The sequence below is a fragment of the Mucilaginibacter sp. P2_A4 genome (assembly GCF_056405015.1).
The window spans coordinates 146,685-171,391 of the sequence record NZ_JBFUCX010000015.1; the positions used below are offsets into that span (position 1 = coordinate 146,685).

General features: G+C 41.9%; 20 protein-coding genes. 6 read left to right on the plus strand and 14 right to left on the minus strand.

From position 1 onward, the window contains the following. Positions 1-136: 136 nt before the first annotated feature. Both AC1DYB_RS24150 and AC1DYB_RS24155 read right to left on the minus strand, forming a co-directional pair. Positions 137-1,366, minus strand: coding sequence for an enolase C-terminal domain-like protein (locus tag AC1DYB_RS24150; RefSeq protein ID WP_477438688.1), 1,230 nt, complete (start codon positions 1,364-1,366; stop codon positions 137-139). A 1-nt stretch (position 1,367) separates the two neighbouring features. Then, positions 1,368-2,180, minus strand: a complete 813-nt coding sequence (locus AC1DYB_RS24155; protein ID WP_477438690.1) for an SDR family NAD(P)-dependent oxidoreductase — start codon at positions 2,178-2,180, stop codon at positions 1,368-1,370. Positions 2,181-2,540: 360 nt separating this feature from the next. Between AC1DYB_RS24155 and AC1DYB_RS24160 the strand changes: the two genes are divergently transcribed. The 3 genes from AC1DYB_RS24160 (at position 2,541) to AC1DYB_RS24170 (ending at position 7,171) form a co-directional block, all read left to right on the plus strand. Then, positions 2,541-3,443, plus strand: a complete 903-nt coding sequence (locus AC1DYB_RS24160; protein ID WP_477438692.1) for an AraC family transcriptional regulator — start codon at positions 2,541-2,543, stop codon at positions 3,441-3,443. Positions 3,444-4,024: 581 nt separating this feature from the next. Beyond that, positions 4,025-6,373 carry a glycoside hydrolase family 95 protein gene (locus tag AC1DYB_RS24165; protein ID WP_477438694.1) on the plus strand — a complete coding sequence of 783 codons (2,349 nt, stop codon included), beginning with the start codon at positions 4,025-4,027 and terminating at the stop codon, positions 6,371-6,373. 81 nt (positions 6,374-6,454) lie between these two features. After that, entirely contained in the window at positions 6,455-7,171 is a 717-nt protein-coding gene (locus AC1DYB_RS24170) for a DUF72 domain-containing protein (protein ID WP_477438696.1), read from the plus strand. 61 nt (positions 7,172-7,232) lie between these two features. Here the strand turns inward: AC1DYB_RS24170 and AC1DYB_RS24175 are convergent, their stop codons facing one another. From AC1DYB_RS24175 to AC1DYB_RS24205, 7 genes are all read right to left on the minus strand, one after another. After that, on the minus strand, positions 7,233-7,991 hold the full coding sequence (locus AC1DYB_RS24175; protein WP_477438698.1) for a hypothetical protein: 759 nt from the start codon (positions 7,989-7,991) through the stop codon (positions 7,233-7,235). An 18-nt stretch (positions 7,992-8,009) separates the two neighbouring features. Continuing rightward, complete coding sequence (locus AC1DYB_RS24180; protein ID WP_477438700.1) at positions 8,010-10,316, minus strand: family 20 glycosylhydrolase; 2,307 nt, start codon at positions 10,314-10,316, stop codon at positions 8,010-8,012. Between the two features lie 231 nt (positions 10,317-10,547). Next, positions 10,548-11,504: a thioredoxin-disulfide reductase gene (gene trxB / locus AC1DYB_RS24185; RefSeq protein WP_295719350.1), complete on the minus strand. Its 957-nt coding sequence runs from the start codon at positions 11,502-11,504 to the stop codon at positions 10,548-10,550. Between the two features lie 95 nt (positions 11,505-11,599). Further along, positions 11,600-12,496 (minus strand): energy transducer TonB, encoded by an 897-nt coding sequence (locus AC1DYB_RS24190; RefSeq protein WP_477438703.1) that lies wholly within the window; start codon positions 12,494-12,496, stop codon positions 11,600-11,602. Positions 12,497-12,523: 27 nt separating this feature from the next. After that, entirely contained in the window at positions 12,524-13,696 is a 1,173-nt protein-coding gene (locus tag AC1DYB_RS24195) for a dipeptidase (RefSeq protein WP_477438705.1), read from the minus strand. 71 nt (positions 13,697-13,767) lie between these two features. After that, positions 13,768-14,193 (minus strand): DUF3592 domain-containing protein, encoded by a 426-nt coding sequence (locus AC1DYB_RS24200; protein WP_477438707.1) that lies wholly within the window; start codon positions 14,191-14,193, stop codon positions 13,768-13,770. A 162-nt stretch (positions 14,194-14,355) separates the two neighbouring features. Next, positions 14,356-15,984, minus strand: coding sequence for an acyl-CoA carboxylase subunit beta (locus AC1DYB_RS24205; protein WP_477392566.1), 1,629 nt, complete (start codon positions 15,982-15,984; stop codon positions 14,356-14,358). A gap of 304 nt (positions 15,985-16,288) precedes the next feature. Here AC1DYB_RS24205 and AC1DYB_RS24210 point away from each other — a divergent pair, with 304 nt between their 5' ends. Continuing rightward, positions 16,289-17,059 carry a C1 family peptidase gene (locus tag AC1DYB_RS24210; protein WP_477392568.1) on the plus strand — a complete coding sequence of 257 codons (771 nt, stop codon included), beginning with the start codon at positions 16,289-16,291 and terminating at the stop codon, positions 17,057-17,059. Positions 17,060-17,428: 369 nt separating this feature from the next. On the opposite strand, the gene AC1DYB_RS24215 is transcribed toward AC1DYB_RS24210, so the two are convergent. Continuing rightward, positions 17,429-18,013: an LOG family protein gene (locus AC1DYB_RS24215; RefSeq protein WP_477438709.1), complete on the minus strand. Its 585-nt coding sequence runs from the start codon at positions 18,011-18,013 to the stop codon at positions 17,429-17,431. Positions 18,014-18,145: 132 nt separating this feature from the next. On the opposite strand from AC1DYB_RS24215, the gene AC1DYB_RS24220 reads away from it, so the two are divergent. Next, positions 18,146-18,910, plus strand: coding sequence for a hypothetical protein (locus tag AC1DYB_RS24220; protein WP_477438711.1), 765 nt, complete (start codon positions 18,146-18,148; stop codon positions 18,908-18,910). Between the two features lie 95 nt (positions 18,911-19,005). On the opposite strand, the gene guaB is transcribed toward AC1DYB_RS24220, so the two are convergent. From guaB to AC1DYB_RS24235, 3 genes are all read right to left on the minus strand, one after another. Then, entirely contained in the window at positions 19,006-20,475 is a 1,470-nt protein-coding gene (guaB, locus tag AC1DYB_RS24225) for an IMP dehydrogenase (protein ID WP_295719363.1), read from the minus strand. Positions 20,476-20,783: 308 nt separating this feature from the next. After that, positions 20,784-22,067 (minus strand): M16 family metallopeptidase, encoded by a 1,284-nt coding sequence (locus AC1DYB_RS24230; RefSeq protein ID WP_477438713.1) that lies wholly within the window; start codon positions 22,065-22,067, stop codon positions 20,784-20,786. 67 nt (positions 22,068-22,134) lie between these two features. Then, positions 22,135-23,394 (minus strand): M16 family metallopeptidase, encoded by a 1,260-nt coding sequence (locus tag AC1DYB_RS24235; protein ID WP_477438715.1) that lies wholly within the window; start codon positions 23,392-23,394, stop codon positions 22,135-22,137. A 132-nt stretch (positions 23,395-23,526) separates the two neighbouring features. Here AC1DYB_RS24235 and AC1DYB_RS24240 point away from each other — a divergent pair, with 132 nt between their 5' ends. Next, on the plus strand, positions 23,527-24,075 hold the full coding sequence (locus AC1DYB_RS24240) for a hypothetical protein (protein WP_477438717.1): 549 nt from the start codon (positions 23,527-23,529) through the stop codon (positions 24,073-24,075). Between the two features lie 184 nt (positions 24,076-24,259). Here the strand turns inward: AC1DYB_RS24240 and AC1DYB_RS24245 are convergent, their stop codons facing one another. Then, on the minus strand, positions 24,260-24,604 hold the full coding sequence (locus AC1DYB_RS24245) for a phosphoribosylpyrophosphate synthetase (protein WP_295719374.1): 345 nt from the start codon (positions 24,602-24,604) through the stop codon (positions 24,260-24,262). Positions 24,605-24,707: the final 103 nt, after the last annotated feature.

Below are 24,707 nucleotides of genomic sequence, written 5' to 3' on the forward strand. Positions count from 1 at the left end.
GGTACGAAGCAATCTCTACACAAGCGTATCGAACATGCAAATCTGCTCTGTGCAGCCTGGAGATTGCTTCGTTCCTCGTAATGACGCGTGGTGTTTTGGTCTTGATTCCTGACTCTTAACTCCTGACTCTCAATCCTTAAAGCAATATTTTCAAATCGCAGCTACTACCCGGTACTTGTGGCGTTTGGTAAACTCCGTTACTTATTTGCACAGGGTTAACAAAATGCTGTTGCAGGTGCGGAATATGTTCTAAAAATAAGGCCTCGTGCCCTACTGCTATATGGTTAAATAATACCAAATGCTGGTGCAATTGACCCATATCGCCTACATGGGGAACAACCGGCACACCATACTTTTTACACAATAAACTCACGGTAATAAATTCGCTTACCCCACCTACCCTTACAGCGTCAACCTGGATAAATGATGCGGAGCCGGTTTGCAGGTAATTTTTAAAGATGATCTTATTAGGAACGTGCTCGCCCAGTGCCAACTTCAATGGCGATACGGCATCGGCCAACGTTTTATGCGCCAATACATCATCCGGATGCGTTGGCTCCTCAATCCAGTAAGGGTTCATGCTCTTTAACTTATTGCAGATAGATATTGCCTGCGGCAAATTCCATTGCTGGTTGGCATCAAGCATAACTTTTACATTATCGCCTGCTACTTCCCTTACAATATGCGCCCGGCGGATATCTCTTTCAGGATCTGCCGAGCCTACTTTCAGCTTCATCGCCGTGAAACCTTCGGCCAATGCCTTTTTGCAGTTTTCGCGCACCTTCTCGTCCGAATAATTGAACCAGCCAATAGATGTATCGTAACCCGGATAACCTTGCTGCAATATACCTTCGCGGTTAACACGGCTATCTTGCTGCGAACGCAGCATTTGCAGCGCCTGCTCATGAGTTAGTTCATCCTCCAGGTATGATAAGTCGAGCGTTGCCACAAGTTGCTCTGGCGACAGGTCCGTAAGCAGTTTCCATAATGGCAGGCCCCTTTTTTTTGCCCACAGATCATAGCAGGCATTGGTAACCGAGGCAAGTGCTAAATGTACAACCCCTTTATGTGGCCCCAGCCATCTAAACTGCTGATCGTTGGACAGGTTTTTAAACAGCTCGCCAAAATTGGCCATCGTATCTTCAATATCCCTGCCTTTTATCTTATCGGCATAATACTGGGCGGCTTTACAAACCAGGTCGTTCCCCTCGCCCAAAGTAAATGCAAAGCCAACACCGGTGTAGCCGCTGTCATCAAATAAACGGGTTACAGCGTAGGAGTATATTGGATCGGTATGTATGGCATCGCTGCCCGCGCTGCCATCAAGCTTGTACCTGACGTCATCAACTTTTATATTCTTAATCATGTTATATAAGATCTTTTTTTTCCTGGATAGATTGAACAGTTTGATGGATCACCCTGCGATAGCCGAGCTCGGCCCCGCCGCTTACCGGCAAAATACAGCCGGTTATGAAACGCGCCTGGTCTGATACCAGGAATAAGCAGGCATCGGCTACCACGTCACCTTCGGGGCAATAGCCCAGGGCGTGTATATCATCCAGGTAATTTTCAATAGAATTAGCATCAGGTTGCTGCTGGCTCCAAACCCTCAACATGGGTGTCCATACCCCCGCCGGGGCCACCGCGTTAACACGGATGCCATAAGGTGCATAATCAAGCGCCATTGATTTGGTTAATGCGTTTATAGCGCCTTTTGTAGCACTATATGCGGCGTGAATCTCCTGCCCAATTTCGCCCACCAGGCTGCCGGTGTTCAGTATATTTCCTCTTGTTTTTTTTAATTCATCAATACCAAAACGGGTAGTATTAAAAACACCTTTTACATTAACATTAAACAAAGTGTTCCATTCCTGTTCTGTAGTTTCATGCACCGCTTTTGATGGGTTTGATATACCGGCATTGTTATGAATAACATCAATTTTGCCAAAATAGCCAACAGTTTCAATAATAGCCTGCCGTATGTCTTCGGCCACTGCAACATCGGCCTTTATATATAGTATATCATCATTCAGCAGTTTTAAGCGGGCCTCATCAATGCTTGTTTGTGTATTTGATATAATACTGAGCTTAGCCCCAGCTGCATAGTATATTTTGGCGCACTCAAAGCCAATACCTTCGGTACCGCCGGTCAAAAAAATCACTTTATTCGTTAGTAGCATATAATTATAGTTATTCAGGGCATAAAAAATTATGCGCCTAAACTTTAGTGTTTAAACCACAGGATTTCAATTAATGAAAAATCAAAAGCCACGGTTATATTGGTTATTACTGAATAGCCAAAAGTAGTAGCATGTTTTGGAGATTATAATAGTTAAAACATTTTTTTTAATGGATTATTCCATTAAAGCCTAACCTAAAATAGGTTTTATTGGCATAATGCTGTGCTACGTTTGCAATTGGGTTTAAATGATTGTATTTGCAAATTGTTTTATCTAATATAGCGTTCTAAAAATGGAATGTTATATTAGCGATAATGTAGTATCCCACTATAATACCAATTTGGCCTAATATTAATTTAGATGAGTAACAGCTTTAAAAGACGGCAGGGTTTTGATGGTGAAAAATTTATTAGCATTCCTCAGAAAGTGTTGCGCGACGCCAAAGAGCGCGATCCCCAACTTTTCCATATCTATATAACGCATATAGGCTATTTCCCCAAGGCATCTTTTCATTACCGCGAACGCCGCAAGGGCTGCGAAGACAATATATTGATTTACTGCCTGCAGGGAAAAGGACATTATATTGTTGATAACAAGCGCTATGAAGTAAAAAGCAACCAATTTATCCTGATCCCGGCTACAGATAAATATATGCGCTACTGGGCTGATAATGAAGATCCCTGGACAATTTATTGGGTACACTTTACCGGCGATAAAATAGATGAGTTTAACAAATCGCTTAATTTAAGTATAAGCCGGGGGCCGGTACATATCCCCTTTAATGAAAATGCCATATCCATGTGGCACAATATTTACCAAACACTGGAGATGGGTTACAGCCTGGAAAACATCAACAGCGCATGCTTTTGCCTGTACCATATTATAGCTACCTTTTTGATGCCAGAGCGCCATATTCAAAATGATAAGGACGACGAGGGCGATATCATCACCAAAACCATTCATAACATGCGCAACAACCTCAGCAAAAAGCTGAGCGTTGAAGATATGGCTTGCAAACATAATTTATCAGTATCGCACTTTTCAAACCTTTTCCGTAAAGCTACCGGCATGCCGCCTATTGATTATTTTATCCATCTTAAAATGCAAAAGGCCTGCCAACTTTTATATGCCAATGGTGATAAAATAAAGGCCGTGGCTGCCGATCTTGGCTATGAAGACCCCTACTATTTCTCGCGCATATTTAAAAAATACATTGGCTCCTCGCCAGAGCAATATCGCATCACCGCAAAAAATACAGGTTGATGATATTTTTATCCATGGTGCAATTGGCAGGAAAATCGCTTTAAAAAAAAACGACGTCATGCCGAATTTATTTCACTGTTGTCCGGTAAAAGATTTGAATAAAACTTTACCGGACAGCCGGTTGAGAAATGGCTGCGATATTTTCAGTAAAAACTTTTTTTTGAAGCTATAGCGCATTCACAAAAGGTTAAATGGCAAAAATATCGAGGATTGCGTGCTTTTTTTACCGGACAGCCGGTTCTTAAAAAAGAAATGAATTATTGAGTTTTTAGGGGGCTTGGTTTTGAAAATGCACAAAAAAAGGCCTTTTGTAGGCCTTAAGAGATGTTTTTATATATCAAACGAGATTTTACCGGACAACAGTGAAATAAATTCGGCTTGACGTCCGCGTTTTAAATTTGGAAATTTCAAACGCGATTTCCCTGATACAATTGTTATTTCCCTGAAATTATCCATCTTAATACAAGTTTAGTCTATTTCTATCCCCTGCTCACAGTTATAATTTTATCCATTATAAAAACCGATGCTTTGCCGCGATCAAGACGCAAAGCCGAAGAGCAATTATAACCTGAGATAATTTTATGAATAAAAAACTATTGTTTAAACCGCTGCTGTTTTTAACCTGCGGCTTGCCTTTATGGTCATCGGCGCAAATAAAACCTTTAAAATTATGGTATGATAAACCTGCCGCCCAATGGGAAGAAACCCTTGCGCTGGGTAATGGTCGACTGGGGATGATGCCGGATGGTGGTGTAAAAAAAGAGACTATTGTTTTAAACGACATCACTTTATGGAGTGGCGCGCCGCAGGATGCCAATAATTACGAGGCCTATAAAAATCTTCCCCAGATTCGCAAACTGCTTTTAGAAGGCAAAAACGACCAGGCCCAGGCTATTATTGATAAATCATTTATATGCAAAGGACAAGGCTCAGCGGGGGTTAATTATGGCTGCTACCAAATATTGGGTAATTTGTTGTTGAACTTTAATTACAAAGGAGTAACAGATAGTGTTGTAAAATATGATAACTACCATCGCGAACTTTCTATAAACAATGCCATTGCCGCAACTACCTATAAGGTTAATGGAGTAACCTATAAAAAAGAATATTTTACCAGTTTTGATGATGATGTGGATATCATTAAAATAACTGCCGATAAACCCGGTACGCTGAATTTTAGTATCGGCATTAGCAGGCCTGAAAGGGCCGTTACCACCACTAAAGGTAATACCCTGCAAATGAATGGCCAGCTGGATAATGGTATTGATGGTAAAGGAATGCAATATTCAACGCAGGTTAAAGCCCAACTAAAAGGCGGCAGTATCAGATCAACCACCAACGCATTGGAGGTGAAGGATGCTACCGAGGCTATAATTTATATATCTACGGCAACTGATCTTAAAAACCCCACTTATAAAGAAACAGTGCAGCGCCTTATGGCTGCTGCTATGAAAAAGCCCTATACCTTACAAAAAAAACAGCATATTGCTAATTTTCAAAAACTGTTTAACCGGGTTAATATCAACCTGGGTGGTACAGAGAGCGATCTTTCAACCGATAAGAGGCTCAGCAATTTTCATAAAAACCCATCATCAGATAATAGCTTCCCCGTATTATTTTACCAGTTTGGCCGTTACCTGAGCATTTGCAGCACACGTGTAGGTTTGTTGCCACCAAACCTCCAGGGCCTTTGGGCCAACCAGTTAGTTACCCCTTGGACGGGAGACTATCACCTGGATATTAATGTACAAATGAACCATTGGCCGGTAGAGGTATCAAACCTATCTGAACTAAATTTGCCGCTCGCCGAACTGGTAAAAGGCATGGTAAAGCTTGGCGAACGTACAGCCAAGGCCTATTATAATGCCGATGGCTGGGTGGCGCATGTAATCACCAATATATGGGGCTTTACCGAGCCCGGCGAATCGGCATCCTGGGGCATTACCAAATGTGGTTCGGGATGGTTATGCGATAATTTATGGCAGCACTATGATTTCACCAACGACAAAGCCTATTTAAAAGACATCTACCCCATTTTAACAGGTGCTGCTAAGTTTTACAACAGCATGCTCATTAACGACCCTAAAACCGGTTGGATGGTTACCGCGCCATCGTCATCGCCCGAAAACGGCTTTTACCTTCCCGATGGAAGCGGCAACCATGCCAGTATATGTATGGGCCCAACTATTGATAACCAGATCATCAGGGAGCTTTTTAATAATGTAATAACTGCATCTGTAGTATTGGGTAAGGATCCCGAATTAAGGAAAACTTTGCAGGCACAATTAAAAAGGCTGCCCCCTCCGGGTGTGATATCTAAAACAGACGGGCGTATCCAGGAATGGCTGGAAGATTATAAAGAGATTGAACCGCACCATCGTTGCATATCGCATCTTTATGGCCTGTACCCTGCTGCATTGATCACCCCTGAAAGCACACCTGACCTTGCCGAGGCCAGCAAAAAAACATTGGAAGCACGCGGGGATGACGGTCCAAGCTTTTCAATCGCCCATAAAATGCTGTGGTGGGCACGCCTGCATGATGGTACGAGAGCATACAAGCTATTTAACCAGCTTATTAGTCCAACATTGGCCACTAATATGAATTATGGCGACGGCGGCGGCATTTATCCTAATATGCTATCAGCCGGTCCGCCGTTCCAGATAGACGGAAATTTTGGCGGCACCGCGGCCATTGCCGAAATGCTGATCCAGAGCCATGCGGGTTTTATTGACCTGCTACCCGCCATCCCCGATAACTGGAAAGCATCCGGCGAAATTAAGGGCTTAAAAGCACGGGGCAATTTCACAGTAAACTTTAAATGGAAAGATGGGAAGGTGATCAGCTATAAAATTACTTCGGTACAACCACGGTATGTTAACGTGAAGATCAATGGGGTAGTAAGGAAGGTTTTTGCAGCGAAAGCATAAGGAACCGCGGTTTTAAACCAGCAAGGAATTTATTTGCCCAAACAAAACCGGTTACCGCAGCATTTTATAATAAATACAATTATGAATTGGCACATCGGCTGTTCGGGATTTCATTATAAGGATTGGAAAGGCAGATTTTACCCTGAAGACCTGCCCCAGCGTAAGTGGTTTGATTATTATTGTGAGCATTTTAAAACACTGGAACTTAATGTTACTTTTTACCGTTTCCCGCAGCTTTCCTTTTTGCAGAACTGGTACACCAAAAGCCCGGCTGATTTCAGGTTTGCGGTAAAGGCGCCAAGGGCCATAACTCACTATAAAAAATTCGTAGAAGCTGCAGATCTGATCAGCAGCTTCTACGATACCATCAATAATGGTCTGCAGGAAAAGCTTGGCCCTGTATTATTTCAGTTGCCACCCAGCTATAACTACACCGAGGAAAGGCTTGACAGGATAATCAGCAGCCTTAATCCAACATTTAAAAATATAGTAGAGATGCGCCACGCAAGCTGGTGGAATGCCGATGTTTACCAAAGCCTTCGTAAACATAATATCAGCTTTTCCGGTATGAGTCACCCTAACTTACCAGATGATGTGATAAAAAATACGCCGGTTATATATTATCGTTTTCATGGAGTTCCCAACTTATATCGGTCGCCATATTCCATGGAATTCCTGCAAAAAGTGATCGACGCAATACAGCACGATATAGATATAAAAGAAGCCTGGTTTTACTTTAATAATGATTTTGATGCCGTTGGCGTGAAAAACGCAAATGAAATGATCAGTTTAATTTAGCAGGTTAGAAACAAAAAAAGACGCAAATGATGCGTCTCCTTTAATTTCAATTTAAATCGGGTTAATCCCTATGCCGCCTATGTTTCTTCTTTTTACTTGATTTAGATGAAGAGCTTTTCTTCTCAGATTTGGAAGCACTTTGCTTAGTATTAGCAGGCTTGGCAGCTACACTCTCCGGAGCTTTTGAAGCCACATTTGTTGAATCTTTGCTCAATTGCTTAACAGTGAACTCATTTCTGCTTAAGCCATATTCCAACTGGCGCTTGGCACCCGTTAATTTGGCCTGTTTGCCGTTACCATCATATATCGGAAACTCGCGGATCAGTTTACCATCGCGGATATAAAAATTATCATCGCCGCGATAACCCTTACGCTGGGATGAATTCAGCCTGGGAAAATCCAGTTTATTGGCTTTGTTATCATTAAACTCAAACGCATAGATACTGGTATGATTGATGGTATCTTTTGATTTTGCCTGTATCAATATCTCGGGATTACCATCCACGTCCATATCAGCATTGTAAACATCAATAATATTACCATCCAGATCGCCGGTAGTAGTAGTGTACTTTATAGCCGAAGAATCTGAATGCAGGATCAAAAATGCTCCGGCCTCCTGCGAACCACGCCCCCAGCTAAATACATCATAGCTCTGCCCCGGCGATACCTCTATCATTTTATGATAGCGGAACGGGCCTATCAATTGTGTCGCTTTAGAAGCCGGCTGTACACTTGTTGTTTTGGTTTGGTTACCGCCACAACTTGTTATGGCCGCGGCCGCAGCTATTAAAAAAGTTATATAATAAAGTCTCCTGATCATTACTTGTATATAGTTCTGTTAATTTCTCAGTACTTCGGGTGTTAATTCGGCAGCTGTTTTACCGGGTGCAGATATAAATACTTTTAAAGTATTGTTTCCGCCGGCATCTACATATTTTAAAGTGAAACGGTGATATCCTTTCAATAAAGGCGCAGCACCAAATTGTTCATTTATCGCATGCTTACCATCATTATCAACAACTACCTGGTCATCAATTAATAAAACAGATCCATTGGCTGATAACGTAGAGAAGCCATAATTCCCATCAGCCTCAATATTAATAAATCCATTGTAAATTACACCAAACTTTCCTTTACTTTTCCTAAAATCTGCTGTATTAAAGGTTTTAATTACACCGCTATCAGCAACCGGTAAAATAACCAGTTGACTGGTACCAGAAAATGTACCGGCAAATAATTGGAATTTTAAGCCGGGGATATCGCTTGTATTGCTAACGGGTGCAAAAGGCGCTTTATTATAAACCAGTGTACGGGTAACATTGCTCCGTTTACCAGATGGGGTAATTACCAGGGTCTGCAGTTCGCGGTACTGATCAATAGGTACATTGTAGGTCATAGGTACATGATACTCCAGATCGGTTTCGCGGGGGGTATACCCATCAATGGTATAGTATACTTTAGCACCATCAACCGGCGATTTCAGGTTTACAGTTAACTGACTGCCTATCATCACGGTATCTTTAGCTCCTATAGCCACAGGAACATGGTAATTTAAATTATTCCTATCCACCCAGGCCAGGTGCGATGGCAGACGGGTTTCTGAAAAATCTTTAAAGTTTTTATTTGCCAGTGGCGACCATGCTATTTCCGATAGCGCCATCAATCGCGGCAACAGCATAAACTCCACTTTAGCATCGGTTGCTACATACTCCGTCCACAGGTTAGCCTGCACGCCCATAATATATGTCTTTTGTTCGGGAGTTAAAGCTTCCGGCGTTGGGTCATAGCTGTAGATTTTGGATAAAGGCTCATTACCGCCGATACTCAATGGTTCCTGGCTGGGCTTACCCTGCCCATGGTCAATATACAAGCCGTGGCTGCCAGGTGTCATTACCACATTATGTTTTTGCTGTGCAGCAGCTATGCCTCCTTCTTCGCCACGCCAGCTCATTACTGCAGCGTTTGGTGCAAGGCCTCCTTCTAATATTTCGTCCCAGCCAATAATGTTGCGGCCTTTGGAATTTACAAATTTCTCAACTCTTTGAATAAAATAGCTTTGCAGCTCGTTCTCATCTTTTAGTTTTAACTTCTTAATAAGCTGCTGGCAAAATTTTGATTTTTTCCATGCATCCTTAGGTGCCTCATCCCCACCTATGTGAATATATTTACTTGGAAACAGCGCCATTACCTCCGTAAGCACATCCTCTATAAATGCAAAGGTTTTATCAGACGGGCAATAGATATCGTTAAATACACCCCAGGTTTCTGCCGGCTTGTAGGTTTTGCCAGGATCACAGCTTAATTCAGGATAGGCAGCCAAAGCTGCCTGTGAATGGCCTGGCATTTCAATTTCGGGCACAATGTTAATATATCTTTCTGATGCATATTTTACCACATCACGAATTTGATCCTGGGTATAAAAACCACCATACGGCGTACCATCAAATTGTTGAGGTGTTTTATCGCGGTAGCCGCCTATTAAGGTTTGAGCGCGCATACTGCTAATCTGTGTTAACTTAGGGTATTTCTTGATCTCGATACGCCAGCCTTGGTCTTCGGTTAAATGCCAGTGAAAATTATTAAGCTTGTAGGCTGCTAACAGGTCGATATATTTTTTAACCATCTCGACGGAGAAAAAATGACGACCAACATCAAGCATAGCTCCGCGGTAACCAAAACGAGGATAATCCTCCACCTGCACACATGGCAATTTAGCGGTGGCAGCCCTTGCGGCAGGGAACAACTGTATCAGGGTTTGTACACCATAAAACAAGCCTGCTCCTTTACCTGCAACTGTAATTTGCTGCGGGGTAATGGTTAAGCGGTATCCTTCGGCGGGTAAATTATCGGTACCGGCAGATGTTAATGTAATTACGTTTGAAGCGGTGCCAGCTCCCTTTAATACTATTGACTTATTGTAAGCTTGGCTATTGGCCAGGTAATCTTTAAAAAACAGCACCGCTTTGTTAGATGGTGAATCGGCCTGGATACTGGTTTCCTGGCTCAGTACAAAGCTACCGGGTGCCTTTTTAAGTGATACAGGTGCCGGGATGATACCTGCATAAGGGTCAGTATCCTGTGCGTTAACAACAATAGTAAATGATGTAAGCAATGCAAACAACATTAAGGAAGCTTTTTTTAACATATTTATTATGAGGTTGGTACTAAGTGGTGAATATAGAAGTTTTTAAAAAAATACAAGAAGTTTTTGATTGTAACAAAAGTATAGCGATTGCCTAACAATATCGGTATTTCGCCTTTGCGTTACTGTGTGGACAAAGGAAAAGACTTAAAACAAAAAAGGCCATTTGTTACCAAATGACCTTTTTTAATATTTGTAGAAGCCTCCTTATTGGAAGCAATTTTGAACGAAGTTTTATGCTGTTACCACATGCTCTTTAGCTGCCAGGTAACGCTCAGCATCAATGGCGGCCATACAACCTGTACCTGCTGCTGTAACTGCCTGGCGATAGATATGATCCTGTGCATCGCCGCAGCAAAATACACCTTCTACATTGGTTTCTGTTGAACCGGGATGGGTAATAATGTAACCGGTTTCGTCCATATGTAACCAGCCTTTAAAAATATCGGTGTTAGGGTGGTGACCTATCGCCACAAAAAAGCCACTAACATCCAAATCCTTTTCTACGTTGGTTGCGTTATTAATTACTTTAACTCCCGTAACACTTTGTCCGTCGCCAAGAATCTCTTTGGTTTCGGTATTGTATAATATCTCGATGTTAGGGGTATTCTTTACGCGGTGAACCATTGCTTTTGAAGCACGGAACTCATCACGGCGAACAATCATATATACTTTACGGCAAAGTTTAGCCAGGTAAGTAGCTTCTTCTGCCGCAGTATCACCCGCGCCAACTATGGCTACATCCTGTCCTTTAAAAAAGAAGCCATCGCAAACCGCACAGGCCGAAACACCAAAGCCACTGTATTTTTGCTCAGATGGTAAACCCAGCCATTTTGCTGATGCACCGGTTGAAATAATAACAGTATCAGCCAATATTGTTTTCACTTCATCAACCACAACTTTATGTGGCAGACTGGTAAAATCAACAGAGCTTACATAACCAAAACGAATTTCGGTACCCAGGCGCTCGGCTTGTTTACGGAAATCTTCCATCATTTCCGGTCCCATGATACCTTCAGGGTAACCCGGGAAATTTTCCACATCGGTAGTTTGGGTAAGTTGTCCTCCGGCTAATAAACCAGTATACATTACTGGCTTAAGATCGGCCCTTGAGGCATATATTGCGGCGGTATATCCTGCCGGGCCCGAACCAATGATCAGGCATTTTACGTGTTCTAATTCTTGAGTCATTCTTTAAAAATGTATGCGAATTTACAAAAAAAGTCAATTGAATAGGTCAGTGACAGGTAAACAATTTAACTCACAGTCCCAATCGTGAGGGCCTATCAATTCATTATATCCACAATCCTCACCATATCTACTATATTAATGGTAAACCTGTAGGTTGACTCTATCTTTTCACCTTTGTATTCCGCCGGTTTCCATTTTGGCGATTCCATAAATGCTTTTACTAAAAGTTCATCAAAATCAATATCAACCGTCTGATCTACTTTTACATCGGTAACAATACCTTTTTCGCTAATTTTTAAATTAAGAACAAGTGTACCGGCGTGGTCAGGAGTTTTAAAAAGGGGTGCTTTGCGCTTTAAATAAGTGTACAGATCAAATGGCATTACGGCGCTTTTAAAATCACTAACCGAGTTAACATGACTGATCATTTTTCCCTTTTTATAAGTATCCGTATAAAGTTCGGCACCTTCGGGCGTTTTCATACGCCATTCGCCGCTTTTTTTTCCGTTTAAGTAATTCCCCTCCAACAAAACAGCGCTGGTGGTTGGTTCAAAAGTTTGGCTTAAGCCATTTGCTATATCGTCTTTATAAGTTTTAAGGTATTGTTTTTTTCCATTCAAAAACTCATACCACTCGCCGGTTTTCTTTCCGTTTAAAAAGTAACCACTGGTTTTAACATGATTCAATGTATCTCCCTGTATATCAAACCCATTTAGCGGCGTCCGCTTTTCATAGGATATATATTTGCCGGTAGGTATGCTTAACTTTTCGTCTTTATAAAATGCCGAGCTGATGATGGTATCGCGCATATCAAACTCCTTCACCATCCAGGCCGAATCGTCAAACTTTTTTATAACCATGTATGAATTGGCTAATATCTTGTTATCAACCCTGTTGCCGGCTTTATCTATAAACATTAAATAAGGTTGCTGGGCACTTGCATTGAGCGAGATAAACAGGCCAAGGACGGCCATTTTTAAAATTTTCAGCATGATAAAGTAAGTTTGGGTCAAATATAATTATTTACCCGTATTAGCCTTCAGCACCCGCAGCACATTGCCGCCTAAAATTTTATTAATATCCTTTTTACTATAATTAAGTTTCAGCAGTTCTTCGGTAATTTTTGGATAATCGCTTACACTGTCGAGCCCTAACGGATAGGATTCGGCACCATCAAAATCTGAACCTATTCCTACATAATCTATACCTATCAGTTTTACAATGTAATCTATATGATGGATCAGCAAATTCAAAGGCGGGCGAATTTTATCCGATTCGGTTTTATACATGACATTCAGCCTGATATTGGCCAGATCGCCGTCGTTATAAATTTTGGTAAGCGAATCCAGCTCGGCCTTATGCTGCTGTAAAAACACCGCTACCTTTGGCGAATAGGTACTATCCACAAAACCGCTATAAAAATTCAGGCAAACTACGCCCCCATTTATTGCCAACGCCTTTAACTGATCATCTTTTAAATTGCGGCGGCTTGGATCAATACTGTAAGCACAGCTATGTGATGCAATTACCGGCTTTGTGGTGGTAGCCAGCACATCGTAAAAAGTACGCTCGCCAACATGCGAAACATCAACCATAACACCCAACTCATTCAGGTGCTTTACTATCTGCTTGCCGTAATCTGTAAGCCCCAAATGTTTCAGACTGTCTTTTTTGGTAACCTCGTCGCGTGCAGATGTAGCCCATGAAGTACTATTATTCCAGGTAAGGGTTAAATAGTTCATACCACGTTTGGCCAGACTATCAATATAATCCATCCTATCTTCAATCATATGTCCACCCTCAACGCCTATCATAGCTGCCAGTTTTTTCTTCTTTACCGCTTTTTTTAGTTCGGCGCTGTTATGTACCAGGGTTATCCTATCCGGATTACGCTTTATAAGGGCATACAATGAATCTATCTCGCGGTTAGCAAAAGCAAAAGCTGTACCCTTGCCATAATTTTCGCCACACCAGATGGAAAAGATCTGTGCATCCAAACCACCCTCTTTAGCACGAACAAGGTCAAAATCTCCCTCACTTTGCCTTTTACCGAGATCGAATTTAGTGATCAGTTCGTTGGATAATACATCGTTATGTGTATCTATCAGGATTGCTTTTTGATGAATTTTAGAAGCATCTTGTGCCGAAAGTTTTAAGGAAAACAACAATAAAAGGAACAGCATTTTTTTCATGCCTCAAGATATGGAAAGCACAGTAGATACACAAATTAAGAAAAAACCTGGCACACCGGGAGTTTTTTGATTTATACCGCCTGGTATTGATTTAAAATATAGTAAATGAATACTCCTATAATTAATAAGGCCCCTACAGCTATTAATATAATGCCAAGGGCTTTACTCATAAAATCATCTATTATGAAATGCTTGTAATCGGCGGGATCGTAAATAACTTTAACAATTTCCCCTTCCTTATAAGCTGAAGGATTGGTACCAACACCATATTTTTCTGTAATCCATTCTTTATCCAACGTTACATACCTTATTACAGGATAATATAATGTCGAAGGTTTTTTACCAAAGCTGGTTAGTTTCTCCAACTGAAAAACTACCCCCTCCACCTTCACTCCAGTTTTTAACAGTTTACGGCGTTCACTTATCTTTCCTATCCCCCAAACTGAAAGAAAAGCGCCTCCAGCAAGTATTATTAGTTCATCAATTGTGACATTCATGGTTTTGGTTATAGTAACGATTTTTTGTCTGAACCGGGATTAAACAGATTAAAGGATTACAGGATTTTTGATTAAATTGTATTCCATTTTCTCGCAACACGCAACACGCAACACGCAACACGCAACACGCAACACGCAACACGCAACACGCTACACGCAACCCTACGTCTGTATCACCCCAACATTAAATGCTCTTTCAATTGGAGCATGATTGGCAGCCTCTATCCCCATCGAGATTACCTTTCGGGTCTCCAGCGGATCAATGATACCATCAACCCAAAGCCTTGCTGCTGCATAGTATGGCGTGGTTTGTGAATTGTACCTATCAGTGGTTTGTTTAAGCAGTTCCTGTTCTTTCACGTCGTCCACCTCTTCGCCTTTTGCTTTTAGGCCTGCAGCCTGCATTTGGACCAATACCTTGGCTGCCTGACTGCCACCCATTACTGCTATTTTTGCTGACGGCCAGGCATAGATCAGTCTTGGATCATAAGCCTTGCCACACATAGCGTAATTACCTGCACCGTAGGAGTTGCCTATTACTATTGTAAATTTGGGCACCACCGAATTGGCAACCGCGTTCACCATTTTGGCGCCATCTTTTATGATACCCCCTTGCTCGCTCCTGCTGCCTACCATAAAACCGGTAACATCCTGCAAAAACACTAAGGGAATCTTTTTTTGGTTACAATTCATGATAAAGCGGGTAGCCTTATCGGCAGAGTCGGAGTAAATAACGCCGCCAAACTGCATCTCTCCCTTTTTTGATTTGATCACCTTGCGTTGATTAGCTACGATACCTACCGCCCAGCCGTCGATACGGCCCAAACCGCAGATGATGGATTGGCCATACCCCGCTTTATATTCTTCAAACTCCGAATCGTCAACGAGGCGCAAAATGATCTCTCTCATATCATAGGCTTTCTCCCGGTTATCGGGCAGTATACCGTAAATATCTTTTGGATTTAATTTGGGGATAGATGGCTTGATCCGATCGAACCCCGCCTTGTTATAATCCCCGGTCATGCTCATGATGTTCCGGATAGAATCGAGGCAGGCCTTGTCATTGGGTTGCTTATAATCGGTAACACCCGATATTTCGCAATGAGTGGTAGCGCCACCCAGGGTTTCGTTATCCACATCTTCACCAATGGCTGATTTTACCAGGTATGATCCCGCCAGGAAAACCGAGCCCGTACCCTCTACTATCATCGCCTCATCGCTCATGATGGGTAAATAAGCGCCACCGGCCACGCAGGAACCCATAATAGCCGAAATTTGGATAATACCCATGCTGCTCATCATGGCATTATTACGAAATATGCGCCCGAAATGCTCTTTATCGGGAAATATCTCATCCTGCAAAGGTAAATACACTCCTGCCGAATCAACCAAATAAATAATGGGCAGGCGATTCTCCATAGCTATTTCCTGCGCACGCAGATTTTTTTTAGCTGTAATTGGAAACCAGGCCCCGGCCTTTACGGTAGCATCGTTGGCTACCACTACACATTGCCTGCCTGATACATAACCAATACCACATACCACGCCGCCGGATGGGCAGCCACCATGTTCGGCATACATGCCATCAGCTGTAAAAGCGCCTATTTCAAGCCATGGTTTATCTTGATCTATAAGATAGGCTACACGTTCGCGGGCCAGCATTTTACCCTTTTCTTTTTGCTTGGCTGCGGCCTTCTCGCCACCACCCAAGTGTACTTTTTTTAGCTTCGTGTTCAGCTCATAAACAAGCTGTTTGTTTATATCCTCATTAATGTTAAAACTGATATCCATAATTGGTTTTTATAGAAAATGTAATTTAGAGAAAATTACCGGCGCAAAGTTAATGATATTTTTTTTTGGCGATTTTAAGTCAGCAGTTCCAGTTAATAGCAGGCAGTCATCTCCTAAATTGAAACTATTACTACAGTGGAGATTTGCGGTTCCCTATCAATCTGGCACAGCCATTTATGAAGGAAAAAAATGCGTAATACGCACGTATACAGTAGCTTTACGTTTAATATTACGTAAAAACACGTATGCTTTTTTAAAAGAAACAATATAGCTTTACTATATCATTTATTAGCAAACCTTTATTATGATACAGCAAACCAAACATTATGGCTGGACACCCGACCTGCCAGATCACCGTGATTTAAGATATGCCCTTGTTCGCCCGGAAGCTTTAGCAAGACCTTTACCCGCGTTGGTTGACCTGCGCCTGCAGTGCCCACCTGTTTATGACCAGGGTAACCTGGGTTCATGTACCGCTAATGCTATTGCCGGGGCTTTTGAATTTGAACTAATGCGGCAAAAACTGTCGGTATTTAACCCCTCGCGTTTATTTATTTATTATAATGAGCGCGTGCTGGAAAATCACGTTAAAGACGATAGCGGCGCCCAGCTGCGTGATGGCGTAAAATCTGTAGCCACACAAGGCGTTTGTGACGAAACTAAATGGCCATATATTGAAAGCAAGTTTGCCAAAAAGCCTTCGAAAACATTATATACAGCCGCCAAAAAAAATCTTGCTATTCAATACACCCGTTTAAATAACACGAATATCAGTGAGTTAAAATCATGCCTTGCAACCGGCAATCCTTTTGTTTTTGGATTTACAGTATACCAAAGTTTTGAAGGCACTACAGTAGCCCAAACAGGAGTGCTCAATATGCCTGGCAAAAACGAAAGCGTTGTGGGTGGCCATGCGGTAATGGCGGCAGGTTATGATGATAAAAAGAAAGCTTTTATAGTACGAAATAGCTGGGGCAGCACCTGGGGACAAAAGGGCTATTTTTATATGCCCTACGATTACCTAACCAGTACAGATCTGGCTGATGACTTTTGGACCATAAGTCAGGTAGAATAAGCTTCTTGCGAGCAAGGATTTGGGGAGCAAGGATTTTTTAGGAGCAAGGAACAAGGATTTTTGGATTAAGGATAAAAGAGTGGGCATATTCGATTTGCATCTTTAATCCTTGAACTTTGCTTTGTTCCATAGGTGTCGGACGAGTTGCTAACGGTTTTTTAATTCCCTCCCAACGGGAGGGGTGCGGTTGTAATGCGCGCGATAGCAGGGAGGGGTTTCGCCGACATGCCATCTACAACAATACTTGAACGCGTGATTTAACCCCCACCTCCTCCTTCCCCGAGGAAGGAATCGCACATTGCCCCTATCTTTTATACCTTTCGAACACCCATAATCCTTTGCTCCATCAATCTTTACTCTCCTTTCGACTTAAGTAAGGTTTCTGTCTTTAAACCAAACTTCATCAGGGTTTGCATTAAAGCTCTCCATCAGGTTTACCAGTTCAATGGCATCGCCGGATGTTATAACCAGCTCGCGGTTGGCGGGTTTAAGAAATTTTTGCTCAACCATTACGTCCAGTTGCTTCAGTAATGAATCATAGTACCCCCCAACATTCAGCAACCCTGTGGGATGACTGTGCAGCCCTAATTGTAGCCATGTTAGCACCTCAAAAAATTCTTCGAGCGTACCTAAACCACCAGGCAGCGTGATGATACCATCGCACAGATCGTTCATCATTTGCTTGCGCTGATGCATGTTCTCTACAATGTGAAGTTGCGTTAAACCGGTATGACCAACCTCTTTATCCATTAAAAACCGGGGGATCACTCCAATCGCTTTACCGCCACGACTCAAAACAGCATCAGCCATTAAACCCATAACCCCAACCTTGCCCCCGCCAAATACCAGGGTTATATTACGACTAACCATCACTTCGGCTAATTGCTCAATAGCTTGTTTTAATAAAGGGTCGCCGTTAAAATTGGCACCGCAGAATACGCAGATAGCTCTCATATCGCAAATATAAAATTTACAGCATCCAATTGCAGGGCAAGGCCGTATTATTATCCATTAGTTTGAATGGTTTATCTATTTAAAATGTATTATTACACATCTATATTTACCTAACCTTAAAAAATATATTTCATGAAAAAAATCCTAACCTTGTCTGCCATGTTGATGACGGCCTGTCTCACGTCCTTTGCACAAGTTATTGTTAATCCCAGAGTGGAAAGCAGCGACGACTATAACACTATTATCACTAAAGTGGAAAGTGATGCAAAATTCACCGTTATAAACTTTGAGTACACCGCCAATTCTGATAATTCCTGGGTACAGCTCAATAAAGAGATCTACATTCAAACCGACCAGGGTAATGCGCATTACAATTATGTAAAATCCGAAAATATAGCCATGGTGCCGGCCAAACACACTTTAGCAAAAGCCGGCGAAAAGCTTTTATTTAAAGTATTTTTTCAAAAAATACCGCAAGCTGCAAAATCAATTGATATTATTGAACGCGCAGGCCGACGAAGCGATGGGATAAACTTTTTCAATTTTTATAACGTAGATATTACTCACTCCTACCCCGGCGAGCAACACGTAAAAATAACTGATGTTGTTTTACTTCCTCCTCCGCCACCTGTTAACATGATGGGTCAACCTTCAACCGGCACAAATGAAATGGCAAATGCCATGAACGCGATGGGCCCCATGTACTCCACATTGGCAAAAAGCATGCTTGATGCACAATTGGATTACTACAAACAGCCGGGTAAGTTAACAGAGCTTGCCAAGTTGACCAAAGAATATTTTGACGCACTTACCAAAGAAGGTTTCACATACGACCAGGCATTAAAAATAATAACTTCCAATAGCTTAATTCCAAAATCGGGATTAAACGCCCAGTAAAATGCCGGTTAAAGCAAAAGCCTGTAAGGTTAAAAGTAAAAACTTATTAACCTTACAGGCTTTGCTATAATTTGTAATGCAGTATTTTAAAGGAGTTACCTGGTATAATTAGGAGCTTCCTTAGTAATGGTAATATCGTGTGGATGGCTTTCGCGCATTCCGGCTGCTGTAATGCGTACAAATTTGGCACGTTGCAGATCTTCAATATTGGCAGCACCACAGTAGTGCATACCTGCACGTAAACCACCTATGTATTGAAAAATCACTTCGGCCATATTGCCTTTAAATGGTACGCGACCAACAATACCTTCTGGTACAAGCTTTGTAACTACATCAGTTTCATCCTGGAAGTAACGATCCTTAGAGCCTTTAGCCATCGCTTCAACCGAACCCATACCACGGTATGATTTAAACTTACGGCCTTCATATATGATAGTTTCACCCGGTGATTCTTCCACACCTGCAAATAACGACCCAGCCATGATAGAGCTTGCACCGGCCGCTATCGCCTTCACAATATCGCCTGTTTGTTTGATACCACCATCGGCAATTACCGGGATACCGCGGCCTTCTAAAGCTTTAGCACACTCGTAAACGGCATACAGTTGCGGAACACCAACCCCGGCAATAATACGGGTGGTACAAATAGAACCCGGACCAATACCTACTTTAACAGCATCGGCACCGGCATCAGCTAAGGCAATTGCCGCATCGGCAGTGGCAATGTTACCTGCAATAACCTGCAGGTTGGGGTATAATTTTTTTACGGCTTTAACCATATCAATAACCCCTTTTGAGTGCCCATGAGCCGTATCAACAGTGATAACATCAACGCCGGCATTCACAAGGGCTGTAACCCTGTCTATATTATCGGCAGCAACACCAACTGCTGCACCTACGCGTAACCGGCCAAATTCGTCTTTACAGGCGTTAGGGAAGTTTTTAACTTTTTGGATATCTTTATAAGTAATTAAACCTACCAATATTCCATCTTTATTAATTACGGGTAGCTTTTCAATCTTATTTGCCTGTAGTATGGCAGCAGCTTCGGTAAGGTTGGTACCTTCGGGCGCAATAACCAGGTTTGTTTTGGTCATCACTTCGCTAACAGGCACTGTCATATCTTTCTGAAAACGCAAATCGCGGTTGGTGATGATTCCCTTTAGTTTATGATCTGCATCAATTACCGGGATACCACCAATCCTGTATTCTTTCATGATCTGGAAAGCATCGGCAAGCAGGGCATCTTCCAGTAAAGTTACCGGATCCTGGATCATACCACTTTCTGATCGTTTAACCTTGCGCACTTCATCGGCCTGTGCCTGTATGGTCATGTTTTTGTGCAGCATACCAATACCACCAGCCTGGGCAATGGCAATTGCCAGGCCTGCTTCTGTAACGGTATCCATAGCGGCCGAAATAATGGGAATGTTTAAACGGATGCTTTTTGTTAAAAAAGTACCAGTATTAACATCGCGCGGTAGTACTTCAGAATAAGCGGGGAGTAGTAAAACGTCGTCGTAGGTTAATCCTTCGGCAACAAATTTGGATGGGTCTAACTGCATAGCAAATAATTATTTTGGAGTTATTATTTGCCGGGCAAAGGTAATAAAAATTTAGGTAATCAGAAATGCTTTGTAAAATAGAGGCAAGAATTAGAGTCAAGAATCAAGAATTTTACATTTCGCAGAAAAATGAACTTTGTGAAGCCCATTTGAAACTGTCTTAACTCCTGATTCTGAACTCTTGACTCTTTTTCAATTGCAGCCCATTTGAAGCTGCCTTAACTCTTGACTCTTTTTCAATTGTAGCCTATTTGAAGCAATCTTAACTCTTGATTCTTAACTCTTGATTCTCAACTTCTGGCTCCTTTTCAATATTTGCCTACAATTACTTTATAGAAACTCTCAAAATGAAAATATTTATTGGCCAGCTCCTGTAGCTGCGGGCTTGTGATGCTTTTTATTGTGGCAGCATACCTCTCGTAGTAATCATAATCAAGATCGGCAAAATAGATACTTTTAAACTTATCTGCATGTGAAAAAACGTTCTCCAGGCTACCCAGCAACGAACCTAACATGTAATTGCGCACCAAATCAAGCTCTTCATCGGGCACCAGTTCTGTTTTCAATAGGTTAATCTCTTTTTCAATTTCGGTAATAGCCGCTTTGCACACATCGGCCCCTACTTCGGTAGCTATAAAAAATGAGGCGCTTTGTTTAAACGGCCCCAGGCCCGATCCTATACCATAGGTGTATCCTTTATCCTCGCGAATATTGGCCATCAGTCGCGATCCGAAATATCCACCAAAAACAGTGTTCAAAACCTGTAAGGGCTGAAAATCCGGATGACTGCGCGTAACAATCGGTATCCCTATCCTGATAGCAGATTGCAGGGCATCAGGCTTTTCGGTAAGGTAAAACAAATCTTTAGCGGATTCAATTTCCGGCTGGGTAGTATCCGCAGACGTGTCACCGTTAGTCCATCCTTTATCAAAAGTATTGGTGATGAGCGTTAAAGTTTCCGGCTCAATTTTCCCGGCAATAACAATGGTACAGTTTGATGGCTGGTACTGTTCTTTGTAGTGAGCTATCAAATCATCGCGATGCAATGCTTTATAGTTTTCAAAGCTGGCTCCTAAACCATAAATGGTATTGCCGTAAATAGCTTTGTTAAAATCTCTGCGCGCTACTATATCATTTTTTTGCAGACTAACCTGCAGCTTTTGCTGTTGGTTACGCTTAAACGTTTCCAATTCTTTATCAGGAAAAACAGAATCGGTAAGCAGATCCATGATAACCGGTAAAGTGCTATGCAAATGTTTATTTAAGCTATATAACGTAACCTGCGAGTTTTCGTAACCATAATCAACCTGCAAAAATGCGCCATAAAAATCAATCTTATCGGCTATTTGGGCTGCATTTAAGGTACCGGTGCCCTCGGTAAGCATCGAGTTAACCGCCATATTTAACAGTGGTTTCAAGGCATCAAAGCGCAGGTTTCCAAAAATCCATTCAATACGCACCAGTTCCTGATCGCCGGAGTTAAAGCAATAAATATTGCAGCCGTTATCAAGTTTTTTATGCTCGGGCCTTATCAGGGTTATATTATCGATAGCCTTAAAATCGGGGGCTAATGTTCTATCTAAGTTGGTCATTTGTGATATTTTTCCTGGACCTGAATTATCGAATTAAAGAATGCTGACAATTCCGGTTCAGGCAGATTTAATCCTGTAAATCGTGTATAACTTCTTCCGCCAAATAAATCAGCGTTGATGAATTATCTTTTCTAAAAATCTTATTAGCTGCTTCCTTGATCTGTGCCGCTGTTACAGCCAGGTATTTCCCTGTTTCCTGGTTAAGGAGGTCGGCATCACCAAGCAACTCAAACGAGGCAAGGTTCATGGCTTTATCCAGCAATGACATTTCAGAAAACACCATGGTTGATTCTGTTTTGTTTTGCACCTTGGTTAATTCATCTGCGGGAATTTCGGTGTTCTTAACTTTTTCCAGTTCTTCCCATAAGGCCGCTTCCGCCTGTTCAATGCTGATGCTCTCCAGTGGCTTACCTTCAAGCACAAACATTCCTTTATCTAAACTGCTGGTAATATAAGCATGCACCTCGCTAAAGATCTGTTTATCCTGCACCAGGCTCCGGTACAGGCGTGATGAATGGCCGCGCGAAAGTATATCGCTCAATAACTCCACAGCGTAATAATCTTCATCTAAACGCGCTCCCATCTGGAAAGCTATATAAACATCGTTTAATGGCACTTTTGCGGTGACTGTTTCGCGGCGCTCTTCGCGCTGATCAGGTTCCTGCGGCAGGTTGCGGTTGTATTTTTCACCTGCAGGTATTGGCCCAAACCATTTTTCTGAAAGCGCTTTTACCTCGCTGGTAGTTATGTTTCCGCCCACAACCATAATTGCATTTTGCGGATTATAGTGTTTCTTGAAAAAGGCTTTTACATCCTCAATCCTTGCCTCCTCAATATGCTCGATGGTTTTGCCGATAGTAGCCCACTTGTAAGAGTGCTCTTTGTAAACCAGCGGACGAAGCTTTAACCAAACATCGCCATATGGCTGGTTAAGGTAACGCTGCTTAAACTCTTCAATCACCACATTGCGTTGCACCTCCAGGCTTTTCTCGCTAAAAGCAAGGTTAAGCATCCTGTCACTTTCCAGCCAGAAAGCAGTTTCGATATTGGTTGATGGCAGGGTGATATAGTAGTTGGTAATATCGTTGCTGGTGAAGGCATTGTTTTCGCCGCCTACCCTTTGCAGGGGTTCGTCATAGCTGGGGATATTTACCGATCCGCCAAACATCAGGTGCTCAAACAAATGGGCAAAGCCGGTTTGTTCGGGATTTTCGTCGCGGGCGCCAACATCATAGAGAATGTTGAGCACCGCCATAGGCGTAGTATTATCTTCGTGAACAATAACCCGCAGGCCATTATCCAGTGTAAATCGGTTGAACTTAACCATGGACAGTTATATTTAAACAAAAAGCAAATGTAAAAATTTTGTTGGTATTGGTTTGAAGAATCGGGAAGCCCTTTTGTTTGATTAAGTAGTAAATTTTAAATTTCCACTGCTATCATTTACTTTTATATCACCATGACCCAATCCGAGCTCATCAAAAAAATCACCAGTATTATTGGTAAACCCAAGGTGCTTGAGCTTAGCAGGATATTGAAGGAGCAACAGTTTGCTTTACGCGATTTAATTGATATTACTTTTCAACAGGATAAGGCAGTTGCATTCAGGGCGGTGTGGATACTGGAAAATGTCTTTCTATCTGACCCGGAAATTTATCTTGATGATCTGCACTATATGATCTCTCGGTTTGGCGAAGTGAAGCACCCCGGATGTCAGCGTCATTATGCCAAAATAATAATGCACATTACTGATGCAAAAGCCCCAAAGTCGCTACAATTGAAGCTTAAGGAAATCAACTTTGAACCAGTGGTTGAGCAACTGTTTGATTGGATGATAAACCCCAGGGCAAAAGTTGCTGTAAAAATATTTGCAGCTTATGCACTATTCAATTTAAAGGATTTATTCCCCTGGGTTAAAGAAGAGCTTACCGCTCAAATGGAGTTTTTAATGCGCAATGGCAGTGCAGCCATACAAGCGGGTGGAAAGAAAATTTTGAAAGAATTGTAATGTGAATGTGCAGGTGTGCAGATTTCAGATGTGCAGATGATTGTCTGAACCAGAATTCATCGAATTTGTAGAATTCTTTGAATTTTGAAATTCTGTTAATTTATTAATTCGATAAATTCGGGTTCAGACATTTACCTATCTAAAAATCATCTGCACATCTGTAATTTGAAATCTGCACATCTGATTACGCGTGCGGCCTGTCCTGGCCGTGCAAATTATCGCTTACCTGGCCATGGCGCAGCTTGGCATGTATGGCTGATGAACTATCATCTGCATAAGTGCCATAGGCATTCACCAGCACTCCTTTAAGGTTATATTTTTGCGATGAAACAGCATAAACTATTGACATATCATCGGGATTGCTGGCGCCTTCAAAACGGTAAAACTCATCAATTACAAAATCTTCTTCACCCATATGTATACCCTGGGCTTTATCATCTATTGTATCACCTTCCAGGCTAAGGTTAGCTGTGTATCCTCTTGTGAAAAGATCATTAGTGGCGTCTATTAAACTTTCGTAAGTTTTCATAATGGTGATGTTTTGTTTAAGTGTGCGCAGTTGATAATTCACTGCTTTGATATAACTGTTGAAGTATGAATCTTGTTTCGATTTAAAACTGATTATTAAAAAA